We start from the raw sequence: 13982 nt of genomic DNA, 5'->3' as shown, positions 1-13982 counted from the left end.
TTGTTTCTGCACAGCCTATTGCAGCAGATCACAGATCGGCCATTCCCATAGCGGCATAGGCTGGCGGCATCAGGGCGCGCCGCCACCGGCCCAAAGGAAAGCGACGGGCGGTCTCGGACATGAGTTTTGGCAATCCGCTGGTCTGACCCAGCGCCAACCGCGCTAGGGCACGGCCGCTATAGGTGCCCATGGCGACCCCGTTGCCATGATAGGCGAAGCCCGCAAACATCCCTGCCTGTCCCGGAACAGGCCCAACAAAAGGCACCAGATCGCGCGACATGCACACCATGCCCGACCAGATATGAGTGACGTCTACCTCGGCCCACGCCGGGAACATACGCTTGAAGTCGCACTGCACCTGCGTGCGGATCGCTGCCTCGGATTTGGGTGAGGACAGCAGCCCGCCCCGCATGCCAAACAGGAACCGACCGTCCGGCATCAGGCGGAAATAGTGCAAGAGATTGCGCGTATCGTAGGACATCTGATCCGAGGTCCAACCCTGCGCCTCCTTCTCGCCCGGCGTCAGAGGTCGAGTGACAAGCACCGTGGATTGGGCAGGCATGTAACGAGCCGACATCCAGGACGGGATATCTTCGCTGGAGTACCCATTGGTGCAGACCAAGACCTTGTCGGCTCGGATTTGGCCTTTTGGTGTTTGAACAGCAAAGCCTGACGCGGTCTTCTCAATGCTCAGAACGGGGCTGTTCTGAAAAAACACTGCGCCTTGCGCCTGCGCGGCTTGGGTTAAACCAAAAAGGTATTTCCGAGGATTCAGGCCGAACCCAACAGGAGTTGTGTACCCACCGTGAAACGGCCCGTTCAGGCCCAGACCGGGTAGATCAGCGGCTTCATGCAAAATACCGTTCTCTTCGGCATTGCGCCTCAGCGCCTCCATCGCGCGGCGGGAATGGGCCAGTTGCGTCTCACCTTTTGAATGCCGATCCACGTCGATCCCGTAGCGGTCCAGAAGGCTTTCAACTAGTTGCACCGAGTCGCTTGCAGCCTCGGAATAGGCTTGCGCCGAAGCCTCACCATAGCGACGACACGTTGCCTTGTAGCTGAGTTTGGATCCCCCCAGACAGCAAAACCCACCATTGCGTCCTGATGCCCCCCAACCGGGTGTTTCGGCTTCACACACTGCGACGGACACGGCGGCATCCGCCAGATGCAGTGCGGCTGAAGCTCCGGTGAAACCGCCGCCGATGATGGCAACATCAACTTGCAAATCACCCTGCTGTTCAGGCCAGTCGGGGGCGGCGATAGTTTCGTCCCACCAGCACCCCTGCCTTGGCCCATCACCATAGGTGTAGTCTGGAAATATCCGTTTCATTCGGCGCGCACGGCGGCCATCTCATCCTGCTTTTGCCGCATCATGGCGCGTTTGGTCACCAATGAGGCGGTGATGACGCCGATAGTCACAACCGCGATCATGAGGGTCGACAGCGCGTTAATCTCAGGGCTGACACCAAGCCGCACGGCCGAGAAAATCTTGATCGGCAAGGTCGTGGCAGACGGACCCGAAGTAAAGGACGCGATCACCAGATCATCCAGAGACAGAGTAAACGCCAGCAGCCAGCCTGAGATCACCGCCGGTGCGATGATCGGCAGGGTCACCAGACGAAACGCTTGCGCGGGCGAGCAGCCAAGGTCCAAGGCGGCCTCTTCCAGCGACTGGTCAAAGGTCACAAGACGCGAGGAGACAACTACCGACACAAAGCACATCGAAAAGGTCGTATGGGCCAAAACGATGGTCAGAATCCCCCGGTCCAATCCGATGCCGATGAAGAGTAGCAACAGCGAAAGACCTGTGATCACCTCTGGCATGACCAGCGGCGCATAGATCATTCCAGAGAACAGGGTGCGGCCAAAGAAGCGCCCTCCGCGTACCAGGACATAGGCCGCGGCGGTACCCAGAATGGTTGCCAGCGTCGATGAGAACACCGCCACCCGGATCGTCACCCATGCCGCGTCCAGAAACGCTTCGTTCTGGGCCAACTCTCCGTACCATTTGGTCGAGAACCCAGCCCAGACAGTGACCAGTTTGCTTTCGTTGAAACTGAAGATGATCAGGATGATCATCGGGATGTACAGGAACGCAAACCCCAGCGTCAGGGAAACCGTGTTGAACCAGCTTAACCTGTTCATTTCTCGGCCTCCGCCTGTTTCTGCTGGTTGCGCTGGAACAGCACAATCGGCACCACGAGGATCAGCAGCAGAACCACCGCCACCGCACTTGCCACCGGCCAGTCACGGTTTGAGAAGAACTCCTCCCACAGTACCTTACCGATCATCAGAGTGCCCGAGCCGCCCAGAAGCGAGGGGATCACGAACTCACCGATCACCGGGATCATCACAAGGAAACAGCCCGCAATGATGCCGGGGCGCGACAAGGGGATCGTTACCAGCCAGAAGGCCTGGAGGCGCGAACACCCCAGATCCTCGGCGGCTTCGATCAGTGACTCATCCATGCGCTCCAACGACGAATAGATCGGCAGGATCATGAACGGCAGATAGGTGTAGACGATCCCGATATAGACAGCCGTATTGGTGTTCAGAATCGTCAGCGGGGTCGAGATGATACCCGTCCACAGCAGAAGCTGGTTTAGATACCCTTCGTTCGACAGGATCCCCATCCACGCGTAGACGCGGATCAGGAATGAGGTCCAGAACGGCAGGATCACCAGCATCATCAGTGTCGGTCGCCATTCAGCCGGCGCGCGCGCCATGCCATAGGCAATCGGGTATCCCACCAGCAGCGTCAGAAAGGTTGAGATGACCGCGATCTTCAGGCTGGACAGGTAGGCCTTCCAATATAGGTCATCCTCGGTCAGCCAGACGAAATTCTCAAAATCCAGTTGGCTGAAGAAATCCTTGATGCCAGCCCAGCCCTGCGACAGGTCCAAGGTCGGCGTGTAGGGCGGAATCGCCAGTTCCGTGTCCGAGAGTGAGATTTTCAGGACAATGAAAAACGGCACCAGAAACAGCGCCAACAGCCAGACATAAGGAACTGCGATCAGCAGCGCGCGGCGCATCAGCTTGCCAACAGGACCGCAGCCGTCGCTGTCCACGACAGCCAGACCGGATCTTCCCATGTGAATGACCGGCGCGAGATGCGGCGGGTATTGGCCGTCTGCGCCTTGATGATCGTGCCGTTCGGCAACTCGACATGATAGGTCGAGAGGTTGCCCAGATAGGCAATGTCCAACACTTTGCCCTGCACAGCATTGATTGCCTCGGCAGGGCGGTCGGTTGAGATCGTCACCTTCTCAGGCCGGATCGCTAGATGGCAGGCCTGACCCTCCGAGAAGCCGTTCGCCGAGGTCGCCGTCAGCGGAGCCTGCCCTTCGGCCCAATCGATCCGGTAAGTCTCTTCACCATTCGCGGTGGCTTGGCCTTCGATGATATTCACGTCACCGATGAAATCCGCGACATAGACCGAGTTCGGGTTTTCATAGATGCGATCGGGCGTGGCGACCTGCATCAAGCGACCTTGATCCATTACCGCCACGCGGCTGGCGACGGTCATGGCTTCCTCCTGATCGTGGGTAACGATCACAAAGGTTGTGCCGGTCTTCTCCTGAATATCCATCAGTTCGAACTGCGTATCCTGTCGCAGTTTCTTGTCCAACGCGCCCAGAGGTTCGTCCAACAGCAACAGCTTGGGCGCCTTCGCCAGCGACCGCGCCAGCGCAACCCGTTGCCGTTGACCGCCCGAGATCTGATGAGGCTTGCGGCGCGCGAATTGCTCGAGCCGGGTCAAGCGCAGCATTTCTTCCACCCGGTCCTCAAGGTCATGCTTGGGCATGTTGTCCCGGCGCAAACCAAAAGCGATGTTTTCCCAGATGCTGAGATGCGGAAACAGCGCGTAGGACTGGAACATCATGTTCACTGCGCGTTTGTTTGGCGGGATCGGGTCGATGTCCTGACCGCCCAGAATGATGTGCCCCTCGGTCGGCGTTTCGAACCCCGCCAGCATGCGCATCATCGTGGTCTTGCCGCAACCCGACGGACCGAGCAAGGCAAAGAATTCTTTCTCGAAAATGTCCAGAGACAGATTGTCTATGGCCGTGAAATCTCCAAACCGTTTGGTGACATTCTGGAATTGGATCAAGGGTTTCGCCTGCGGGTCATCCCACGGCGCAAAGACGTCAGAGTTCAAAACGGCCCCCGTTCGACAATCTGGAAGTGGGCGCAAGGCGATCCCCGCCGCCTTGCGCGAAATCGGATCAGGTGCCCGATTTGATCTTGGTCCACAGACGGGTCACAACCCGCTGCGTTTTCGAGTCATAGGGCGACTTAGTATATAGATTGCTCATCGTTTCCTCCGTCGGATAAATCGCCGGATCGCCGATTACATCTTCCAATAGAAACTCTTGTGACGCCTTGTTGCCGTTGGCGTAGTACACATAGTTCGAGGCCGTCGCCATGTTTTGCGCATCCATTATGAAGTTAAGGAATTGATGCGCACCGTCTGGATTTGGAGAATCCGCTGGAATTAGCATCTGGTCCGACCACATTAGCGAACCTTCGGCGAAAGGATTGTAGGCGATTTCAACTCCGTTTTCTGCCTCAATAGCTCGATCGCGAGATTGTAAAACGTCGCCCGACCAACCGACTGCCACGCAGATTTCACCATTGGCCAAGGCGTTGACATATTCCGAACTGTGGAATTTCTGAATATGTGGGCGCACCGCCAACAATGGTGCTTCGGCCTTCGCTATGACATCTGGATCGGAACTATCGGGATCCTCACCCAAGTACTGTAGGACCATTGGAATTATTTCAGTAGGGGCATCCAAAAAATGCACACCACATGACGCCAGTTTTTCCATATTTTCAGGCTTCAGCACGAGGTCCATCGTGTCCAACGGAAAATCGTCGCCTAATACCTCTTTGACCTTGTTGACATTGAGGCCCAGTCCGGTGGTCCCCCACATATAGTTTATCGAGTACTCATTGCCGGGATCATATCTGGACGTCCTTTCTTCGATGACGTCCCACATGTTGGCCAAATTAGGCAATTTGGACTTGTCTAGTTTCTGGTAAACACCAGCCTGAATCTGCCTTTGCATGAAGTCCGCAGTAGGTACGACAACGTCATACCCTGAACCTCCAGCCAGCATCTTGGTTTCAAGAACCTCGTTGCTGTCGAACACGTCGTAGATCAGGGTCAACCCTGTCTCTTCCTCGAACTTTGTTAGAAGCTCCTCGTCGATATAGTCCGACCAGTTATAGACTCGCACCTCTTCGGCGAAGGCCGCCGAAGTCCCCAATGCGAGAACCGCTGTCAGTGTCAGCGTCTTGAACATCATTTTTGTTCTCCCTGCGATTATGGTGGGCATTGTCCCGTTTTTTTGGATTTGATCAAGTTTTGCGTTTTTCGACTTTCTGAACTATGGTTCCAAAAGGTCAACAGCCCGGCAAGTCGGCACCCATCGAGACAAGGCAAACCAATTGGATTTGATCAAAAATATGGCACCAAAGCCCAATATTGACGCCGGGAAACGGCCCGCGCATGAACAGGTCTACCACACCCTGAAATCCATGATCATGTTCGGCGAGCTGGTCCCAGGTCAGCCCGTCACCATTCAGGGCCTGACTGATTCGCTCGGCGTCGGCATGACCCCCGTGCGTGAGGCGATTCGACGTCTGATCTCGGACGGCGCATTGGTGTTTCAGGGCAATCGCAGGGTCAGTGTGCCCCTGTTGTCCAGCGGTGATGTTGAGCAAGTGATCTTCGCCAGAATTGTCATAGAATCAGAGCTTTCAAGGCGGTCCACCGCCAAAATGTCCGCCAGCGACATTGATCAACTGGAATCTATCGACCAGCAATTGGACCAGATGATCGCGGATGGTGACGTTAATGGCTACCTGCATCTCAACCACAGATTCCACGAAACGCTATATGCACATGCCGATGCGCCCGTTCTGAGCGATCTGGCCGAGCGTCTGTGGCTCCGATTCGGGCCATCCTTGCGTGTGGTCTGCGGCCGCTTCGGCACTCAAAGCCTGCCTGATCGCCACAAGGACATCATCAAAGGACTGCGCGCCGGGGACGCGGAAAAAGTGGCCAAAGCGACCGCTCAGGATATCGAGCAAGGCATGGAGCTGATGATCGAGTCTGCCTCGGACATCTAGAAAACACCGATTCGATTGACAGGAAATAATTTGATCATATTGTGACTCGCAACCACCGTTGCAGGAGTCTTTCGGATGTCCACGATCACAAACCACATGCCCACCGCCGAATTGCAGGCGCTGGATGCCGCCCACCACATGCACCCGTTCTCCGCCAACGGAGCGCTGGGGAAAGAGGGCGCGCGCGTTATCACCCGCGCCAATGGCGTCTATCTGACAGACAGCGAAGGCGAACAGATCCTGGATGCGATGGCCGGCCTGTGGTGCGTGAATATCGGCTACGGACGTGATGAGCTGGCTGACGCCGCCGCGCGCCAAATGCGCGAGCTTCCGTACTACAACACCTTCTTCAAAACGACCCACGTGCCCGCAATTGCCCTGGCCAACAAACTGGCCGAGCTTGCCCCGGGCGATCTGAACCATGTGTTCTTCGCAGCTGGCGGGTCCGAGGCGAACGACACCAACATCCGTCTCGTGCGCACTTATTGGGCCGAGAAAGGCCAGCCCGACAAGAACATAATCATCAGCCGGCACAATGCCTATCATGGCTCGTCAGTGGGCTCTGCCTCACTGGGCGGTATGGCCGGAATGCACGCGCAGGGCGGGATTCCGATCCCGAACATCCACCATATCAATCAACCCAACTGGTGGGCTGAAGGCGGTGACATGTCGCCCGAAGAGTTCGGCCTCGCCCGCGCACGCGAGTTGGAGGACGCCATCCAGGAACTCGGCGAAGATCGCGTCGCGGCCTTCATCGCCGAGCCCGTGCAAGGCGCAGGCGGCGTGATCGTTGCGCCCGATACCTACTGGCCCGAAATCCAGCGCATTTGCGACAAATACGATATCCTGCTGATCGCCGATGAAGTAATCTGTGGCTTTGGCCGCACCGGCAACTGGTTCGGATCGCAGACCGTCGGCATCAAACCTCATATCATGACTATTGCTAAAGGCCTCAGCTCGGGCTACGCGCCGATCGGCGGGTCAATTGTCAACGACGAGATCGCCGAGGTGATCGGCGGCACCGAGTTTAACCATGGCTACACCTATTCCGGCCACCCGGTCGCAGCGGCTGTGGCGCTGGAAAACCTGCGCATCCTCGAAGAGGAAAAGATCGTCGAGCATGTCCGCGACGTAGCAGCCCCCTACCTGAAACAGAAATGGGAGGCGCTGGCCGATCAACCGTTGGTGGGCGAGGCCAAGATCGTCGGCATGATGGCGTCGATCGCGCTGACCCCCGACAAAGCCAGCCGTGCCAAATTCGCCTCGGCCCCCGGCACGGTGGGCTATATCTGCCGCGACCGCTGCTTTGCCAACAACCTGATCATGCGGCATGTGGGCGACCGGATGATCATCTCTCCGCCTCTGATCCTGACGACGGCGGATATCGACGAGATGTTCGTGCGCGTTCACAAGTCCCTGGACGAAGCACAGGCCGAGATCATCGCGCAGGGCCTGATGAAAGCGGCCTCCTGATCCGCACTCCATCTGGCTGAAAATATCCCTGGGGAGACGCCAATAGGCGGCGGGGGCAGAGCCCCCCTCCTCTACCTCAACCGCTCAAGTAAACGAATGGACGCATAGCCATCTGGCAGTAGTCCTTGCGCCAGTTGATAGGCCCGCACTGCATTCACCGTATTCGGCCCGGTACGCCCATCTATGCCCTGAGTATCAAACCCGGCCTGCGTCAACCGCGTTTGCAATTCCTTTTTCTCGGTAAAACTCAGCACCCGGTCGCCACGCGGCCAACTGGTCTGAAACGGAGCATCTCCACTCAGACGATCCGACAGGTGACCGATTCCGATCACATAGGCATCCGCGCCGTTATACGCTTCGATCACGCTGAAATTGTCGAAGATCATCAGCGCGACACCCTGCCCGCCCGCAGGCAGCAAGATCGCAGCCCGTCCATGATCGCGCACCGGTTTGCCATCAAGCCCGACCACACCACGTGCCGCCCAATCAGACGGCATCAGAGTGTAGTCCCGCTTGGCAGTCGCATAGTCGAATCCCTCAGGCAGACGCACCTCGACACCCCATGGCTGCCCCTTGGTCCACCCATGCCGGGCCAGATAGGCGGCGGCCGAGGCCAGCGCGTCTGTCGGATCCTCAGACCAGATATCACGCCGACCGTCGCCATCGAAATCAACCGCGTGATCCAGATACGAGGTTGGCATGAATTGCGTATGCCCCATGGCGCCAGCCCAGCTGCCCACCATGCGACCCGCACTTATATCCCCGGCCTGAATGATCCGCAAAGCTGCGATTAACTGGGTCTCGAAAAACGAAGCGCGGCGGGCATCGAAGGCCAATGTCGCCAGAGAGCGGATCGTCTGGTTGCTGCCACGATAGGACCCGAAGGAGGTCTCGAGGCCCCAAATGGCAGTTACGACCTCTTTCTCGACGCCATATTGCGCCTCGATCTGCTGCAGGACTTTCCGATGCCGGTCCAATGCCGCGCGACCATTGGAGATGCGCGTGTCCGAGACGGCCGCGTCCAAATACTCCCAGATCGGCTTTGAGAACTCTGCTTGATTGCGATCCCGTTTGATGACCTTTTGGTCATAGCTAAGCCCGGCCAGTGCGTGATCCAATGTCTGCTGAGTGATCCCCTGCGCAACCGCCCGCCGCTGAAACGCGCCAAGCCATGCCTGAAAGCGGGCATTGCCTTCTACCGACACCCGAACGGCCTCAGCCGAAGGTCGCGGCACCGGCCGGAGGGAGATCACCACATCCGCCGAGGCCAGTTGTATCGTATTGTCCAAAAGTCGATTTTCTGACCCTTGAGAAGTTTCTGCTGAACCTGCCTGCATCATGGATGCCCACAATGCGGCGGTCATGACGCCGCCTATGCATTTACGCATTCCGTTTTTTCCTGATTACTGCTCTGGCGCAGAATAGCGCAAAATGGGCGGTTTTCAAAGCACGCAGACCGGTTCTGCCGATAGGGTCATCCGAGGATTTTCTGCCCGTTCTGCCAGACGGCCAACAGATCCCCCTCAGGGCCGATATGCAAGACATGTGCCAGCGCGCCTCTGGTCAGACGTCCGATCTGACGATTGCCGATCAGATTCGCAGGCACAAGGCTGGTCATGTGCAGGGCTTGTTCAAACGGCACACCGACCTGCTCGGTAAGATTCCGCGCCGCTTGCAGCAATTCCAGATGCGCGCCTGCCAGCGTTCCGTCGGCCAGCGTCAGCCGGTTGTCGTCGCGGAGGATTTCGCGGCCGTTGAGTTCAAACACGCGGATATCCGACCCTGCCGTCGCCATGGCATCGCTGACCAGAAAAATCTCACCGGGTCCCAGCTTGGCATTCAACGCATTGCGGATCATGGCGGGATGAACATGGATCATGTCCGCGATAAGACCCGCCGAGAATTTTCCCTCGGCCAATGCCGCGCCAACGGTTCCCGGCGCGCGTCCTTGCATCTGGCTTTGCGCGTTGAACAGATGCGTCACACAGCGCGCGCCAGCCTTTGCGGCGGCAACGCAGACCTCATAACTGGCATCGGTATGCCCCAAGGAGACCAAAACACCTGCCGCCGTCAGCGTTTCAATCTGGGCGATTGTGACGCTTTCGGGTGCCAGCGTCACTTTAAGAACCGGCAATAGGGCGGCGGCCTCAAGCAGTGCCGCGACATCCACATCTTCCATCGGGCGGATAAAGGCAGCGTCATGCGCGCCTTTGCGGGAGACGGCCAGATGTGGGCCTTCCAGATGCAGGCCAACGATCCCCGGAACGCCTTGCCGCACGGCCTCAATCGCGGCCGAGATGGCGTTTGCAGTGACCTCGGGCGAATCCGTGATCAAGGTCGGCAGGATCGAGGTCGCCCCGATCTGCGCATGAGCCCCAGCCATGATCTGCAGCGCGGCAACATCCGGCTGATTGTTAAACATCACCCCGCCGCCGCCATTGACCTGCAGATCGACGAAACCCGGCGCGAGAAGTCCACCCTCCAGCGTGACTGGCACATGCCCAAAGTCAAGTTCCGACATGGGAACGACGCCATCAACCCGCCCACCCCGATGCAACAGCGCGTGGTTTTTCACGATGCCGTCCGACGTCAGAATATCCGCTCCGATGAGGGCGTGGGTCGTCTCCGTCATACCGTCTCCGTCACCTTCTTGAGGTGCCGGGGGGCATCCGGGTCAATGCCGCGCGAGGCGGCGAAAACCTCGACCATGGAGTAGAACGAAACGATCAGGCTCAGCGCGTCGGTCAGCGGGTGTAGCGTGCGGACATGTTCGACCGGTGACGCAGATTTGACCTTGGTCGTGGTGGCAAAAACGCGGGCCCCTTTGGCGCTGATCGTGTCGGCGACCTCGGACAACGCGGATTCCGCAGCATCGGCAGCAGCAAAGCTGAGGACAGGAAACCCTTCTTCGACAATCGAGACCGGCCCATGCAGCACTTCGGCCGAAGAATAGCTTTCGGCATGCAACTGGCAAGTCTCCTTGAACTTCAGAGCCGCCTCGTTGGACATGGCCAGCACCTGCCCGCGTCCAAGCGTGAACAGCGAGGGGTTCGCCCCGATCGCAGCACGAACCTCGGGCCAGTCGATACGCGCAGCCTGCGCCAGCCGTTCTGGCAAATCGCGAATGGCCGCCAAAAGCGCCTCGTCCCGCGCCCATTCAGCCAAGACCCAAAGGCCCGCTACGGCCGAGGACACAAATGTCTTGGTCGCGGCCACACTCAGTTCCGGGCCCGCCTGAATATCAATCGTATGGGCGCAGGATGCCGCCAGCGGAGAGGCCGCGTCATTGGTCAGCCCGATGGTCAGCGCGCCATCACGATCCGCGCTGCGAACCATCGCCAGGATATCCGGGCTTTGACCGGACTGGGACACGGCCAGACAAAGGCTGTTTTGCAGCCGGAGCGGCGCGTTGTAGATCGACGCGACAGAAGGGCCGACCGAGGCCACCGGCAGGCCCAACAGGATTTCCGACGCGTATTTGAGATAGGTGCAGACGTGATCTGAAGACCCCCGCGCCACGCTCGTCAGAAAGGCGGGATCAAGGGTCCGGGCGACCTCGGCGGTGGACGCGATGTCCTTTTGACCCCGGCTGAGCAGCCGTTCGACCGCGTCGGGTATCTCATCGATTTCCCGGCGCATCCGGGTGATCTGCTGTTGCATGTGCTTTCCTAGCTGTTTGCAAGGCGCAGTTCGGCCACGAAATCGTAGGCATCACCGCGATAGACAGAGCGGGTGAATTCCACCACCCGTCGATTGGACAGGAACGAGGTCCGCACGATCCGCAGCCCGGCCACGCCTGGCTCGACCCCCAGAACGGCGGCATCGTTGGCCTCAAGGTTGATGGCTGAAATTCGCTGCATGGCGCGTACCGGGCGGTTGCCGTCGCGTTCCAGCACTTCATAGAGCGAGGATGTTACGCCTTCTGGATGCGGCAGGATATCGACCGGCAAGGCCGCGTGCTCAATCGCCATCGGCCGGTCATTGGCCATGCGCAGCCGCGACAGCCGCGCTACCTCTTCGCCCGAGGACAGGGCCAGCGCCATGACCTCTTCAGGTGAGGGTGTGTGGATGCCACGGTCCAGCCACTCGCTGGTCGAATCCAGCCCCCGACGGGTCATGTCTTCGGTAAAAGAGGTCAGCAGAGACAGCGATTGTTCGACCCGAGGCGTTCCGTCCGCCACGAAACTGCCCGAGCCCTGACGCTGCACGATGATGCCACGCTCGACCAAATCCTGCAGCGCGCGCCGGACGGTAACACGGGACAGGCCAGTCAGATGGGCCATCTCACGCTCGCCAGGTAGCGGGGCGCTTTCGGCCAGAACACCGGCCTCGATGCTTTGTTCAAGTCGCTTGCGCAACCGCACGTAAAGAGGGCCTGTAGCCTCCTGTAGCCAGTCGGCAGATTTCAGGAATGTCTCGATAGTGTCGCTCATCAGCCCGCCCCTACCTTTGCCCGCTCGGCCAGGTGACGCGCCAGGATCAGGGCACCGTCAAGCGGCGAGCCCTTGGCCTCGGTCATGCAGGCCTGCATGTGAAGCGGCAGATAGTCTGCGTAATGCGGTGCGACCCCGCCGATCATGCAAACGGGCGATTCGTCGGTGTGACCAAGTGCACGCAGCCCTTGCGCCAGATAGTCGGCCCCGCCTTGCATCAGTTCCTGCGCCACGGGATCGCCACCAGCCGCAGCCACGATGATCTCGGGGGCGAGGCCTGCGAAATCCGAGGGGTTCGCCTGGCCAACAAACGCAACGATTTGCATGGGATCGTCGTCATATTCCGCGCTGATTTTTCGGGTCAACGCGCTGTGCGGTTGAATGCCGTCCATCGCCAATAGAACGCGTTGCAGCAGCTGAACGCCTAACCAGTTGCCCGAGGCCTGATCGCCGATCAAAGCTCCGTAGCCGCCAATAAACTGCGTTCGCCCATCGGCCTGACGGGCCAGAAAGGATCCCGTTCCAACGCCGATCACAGAACCGTCCTGCGCGCCCAACGCGCCCACAACCGCCGATCTGCGATCATCTTCGACCTCGACTATCCGCGAGGGAAGGCTGCGCGCAACCTCCGACGCCGCAACGGCATCCGTCACCCCAGCCAGTCCCGCGTAGGTCGGAATCTCGGCCAGATGCGCTCGGGGCAATTGCGCCTTATCGGCCAAAGCCTGCAGCCCCTCATCGAGGGTGCGCAGCGCTTTCTGACGATCCGAGAAGGCATTGGCACTACCCAATGTCACCTCGACCCGACCGTCAGGTGTGACCATCGCGAACCGGCATTTTGTGCCACCGCCGTCGATTGCAATCAGGTATTGGAAGGACTCATCCATATAGATACCTTTAGGATACCTTTTGCCGAAAAAAAAGACCTCAGCTTATAGAAACTGAGAATTGCCGGCCAAATTGGGGGTTTTTAGCATATTTTTCCAAGGAGAGGTAGACAAAAGGTATTATATAGGTATTACTCTCATCTGGGGAGGAATCAAATGCTGCCGCAAACGGAAATGCTGCGCGACGAGGTCGAAGGGCTTGACCTGCGGCCAGATGTCGACATCCTTGACTATCTGCTTGAGGCGCAGAAGGCAGCATTGAGTGGGCTTGACGGTTGCTTGGATGCCCTCTCAGAGGGGGCTGCTATTCTTACGGATACGGTGCGTCAGGGCGGCAAGATTTACTACGCTGCGGCCGGTTCCTCGGGCCTTATGGGGCTGGCGGACGGTGCCGAATTATCCGGAACCTTTGGCCTTTCGCCTGAGTCCATGGCGATCTGCATGGCAGGCGGGGTGCCACAGGGCGCGGCGATGCCCGGTCATACAGAAGATGATGAAACTGCGGCGCAAACTGTGGCGGCCCAGGTACAACCGAGTGACGCTGTAATCGCCCTTTCCGCCAGTGGCAGCACGCCCTATGCCGTCGAATTCGCCCGTCATGCGCGCGCGCAGGGTGCCAAGGTCATCGGGATCGCCAACAACGCAGAGGCCCCGCTGTTCGACTACGTGGATTGCGCCGTTCACCTGAACACGCCACCCGAACCCATCGCTGGCTCAACGCGCCTTGGGGCCGCGACGGCGCAGAAAGTGGCTCTGAATATGATGTCCACGCTGATGGGCATTCGCCTTGGCCACGTCCATGACGGGATGATGATCAACGTCATCGCCGACAACCATAAACTGCGGCAACGCGCCGAAGGGATCGTTGGAAAAATCGCCGGGGTTTCGGCAGAGCAGGCCAGTGCTGCGCTTACGCAGGCGTCCGGTAACGTGAAACAGGCAATCTTGCTGGCCGCGGGCGCCGACAGCCCGGACCGGGCCGAGGCGCTTTTGGCGCAATCTGATGGCCACCTGCGCCCAGCGCTAAAACAACTTTAAAACCAAACAAAAT

The 13982-nt window shown here is 58.9% G+C and carries 13 protein-coding genes; 3 read left to right on the top strand and 10 right to left on the bottom strand.

Going from position 1 to position 13982, the window contains the following annotated elements; translation table 11 throughout:
- Nucleotides 1-28 precede the first annotated feature (28 nt).
- The 5 genes from ACR3FB_RS01630 to ACR3FB_RS01610 form a co-directional block, all read right to left on the bottom strand.
- Nucleotides 29-1330, bottom strand: coding sequence for an NAD(P)/FAD-dependent oxidoreductase (locus ACR3FB_RS01630; protein WP_480563606.1), 1302 nt, complete (start codon nt 1328-1330; stop codon nt 29-31).
- Nucleotides 1327-2145 carry an ABC transporter permease gene (locus ACR3FB_RS01625; RefSeq protein ID WP_170375678.1) on the bottom strand — a complete coding sequence of 273 codons (819 nt, stop codon included), beginning with the start codon at nt 2143-2145 and terminating at the stop codon, nt 1327-1329. The genes ACR3FB_RS01630 and ACR3FB_RS01625 overlap by 4 nt, the downstream gene beginning before the upstream one ends.
- Nucleotides 2142-3032 (bottom strand): ABC transporter permease subunit, encoded by an 891-nt coding sequence (locus ACR3FB_RS01620; RefSeq protein ID WP_170376046.1) that lies wholly within the window; start codon nt 3030-3032, stop codon nt 2142-2144. The genes ACR3FB_RS01625 and ACR3FB_RS01620 overlap by 4 nt, the downstream gene beginning before the upstream one ends.
- Nucleotides 3032-4159, bottom strand: coding sequence for an ABC transporter ATP-binding protein (locus ACR3FB_RS01615; protein WP_480563603.1), 1128 nt, complete (start codon nt 4157-4159; stop codon nt 3032-3034). The genes ACR3FB_RS01620 and ACR3FB_RS01615 overlap by 1 nt, the downstream gene beginning before the upstream one ends.
- A gap of 67 nt (nt 4160-4226) precedes the next feature.
- Entirely contained in the window at nt 4227-5312 is a 1086-nt protein-coding gene (locus tag ACR3FB_RS01610; RefSeq protein ID WP_480563600.1) for a polyamine ABC transporter substrate-binding protein, read from the bottom strand.
- A 142-nt stretch (nt 5313-5454) separates the two neighbouring features.
- Here ACR3FB_RS01610 and ACR3FB_RS01605 point away from each other — a divergent pair, with 142 nt between their 5' ends.
- Together ACR3FB_RS01605 and ACR3FB_RS01600 are read left to right on the top strand one after the other, a co-directional pair.
- On the top strand, nt 5455-6138 hold the full coding sequence (locus ACR3FB_RS01605) for a GntR family transcriptional regulator (protein ID WP_480563597.1): 684 nt from the start codon (nt 5455-5457) through the stop codon (nt 6136-6138).
- Between the two features lie 75 nt (nt 6139-6213).
- Complete coding sequence (locus ACR3FB_RS01600; protein ID WP_480563594.1) at nt 6214-7611, top strand: aspartate aminotransferase family protein; 1398 nt, start codon at nt 6214-6216, stop codon at nt 7609-7611.
- Between the two features lie 71 nt (nt 7612-7682).
- Here the strand turns inward: ACR3FB_RS01600 and ACR3FB_RS01595 are convergent, their stop codons facing one another.
- The 5 genes from ACR3FB_RS01595 to ACR3FB_RS01575 all read right to left on the bottom strand — a co-directional run bounded on the left by ACR3FB_RS01595 (nt 7683) and on the right by ACR3FB_RS01575 (nt 12931).
- Nucleotides 7683-8999 carry a lytic murein transglycosylase gene (locus tag ACR3FB_RS01595; protein ID WP_480563591.1) on the bottom strand — a complete coding sequence of 439 codons (1317 nt, stop codon included), beginning with the start codon at nt 8997-8999 and terminating at the stop codon, nt 7683-7685.
- Between the two features lie 86 nt (nt 9000-9085).
- Nucleotides 9086-10243 carry an N-acetylglucosamine-6-phosphate deacetylase gene (gene nagA / locus ACR3FB_RS01590; protein WP_480563589.1) on the bottom strand — a complete coding sequence of 386 codons (1158 nt, stop codon included), beginning with the start codon at nt 10241-10243 and terminating at the stop codon, nt 9086-9088.
- Nucleotides 10240-11271 carry an SIS domain-containing protein gene (locus tag ACR3FB_RS01585; protein WP_480563587.1) on the bottom strand — a complete coding sequence of 344 codons (1032 nt, stop codon included), beginning with the start codon at nt 11269-11271 and terminating at the stop codon, nt 10240-10242. The genes nagA and ACR3FB_RS01585 overlap by 4 nt, the downstream gene beginning before the upstream one ends.
- An 8-nt stretch (nt 11272-11279) precedes the next feature.
- On the bottom strand, nt 11280-12044 hold the full coding sequence (locus tag ACR3FB_RS01580) for a GntR family transcriptional regulator (RefSeq protein ID WP_170666175.1): 765 nt from the start codon (nt 12042-12044) through the stop codon (nt 11280-11282).
- Complete coding sequence (locus ACR3FB_RS01575; protein ID WP_425083630.1) at nt 12044-12931, bottom strand: glucosamine kinase nucleotide-binding domain-containing protein; 888 nt, start codon at nt 12929-12931, stop codon at nt 12044-12046. Before ACR3FB_RS01575 ends, ACR3FB_RS01580 begins: the two co-directional genes overlap by 1 nt.
- Nucleotides 12932-13087: 156 nt before the next feature.
- Here ACR3FB_RS01575 and ACR3FB_RS01570 point away from each other — a divergent pair, with 156 nt between their 5' ends.
- Entirely contained in the window at nt 13088-13969 is an 882-nt protein-coding gene (locus tag ACR3FB_RS01570; protein WP_480563585.1) for an N-acetylmuramic acid 6-phosphate etherase, read from the top strand.
- The last annotated feature ends 13 nt before the right edge of the window (nt 13970-13982 follow it).

This window comes from Ruegeria sp. AO1, assembly GCF_056535985.1.
This window is presented reverse-complemented; position numbering and strand designations above follow the sequence as displayed.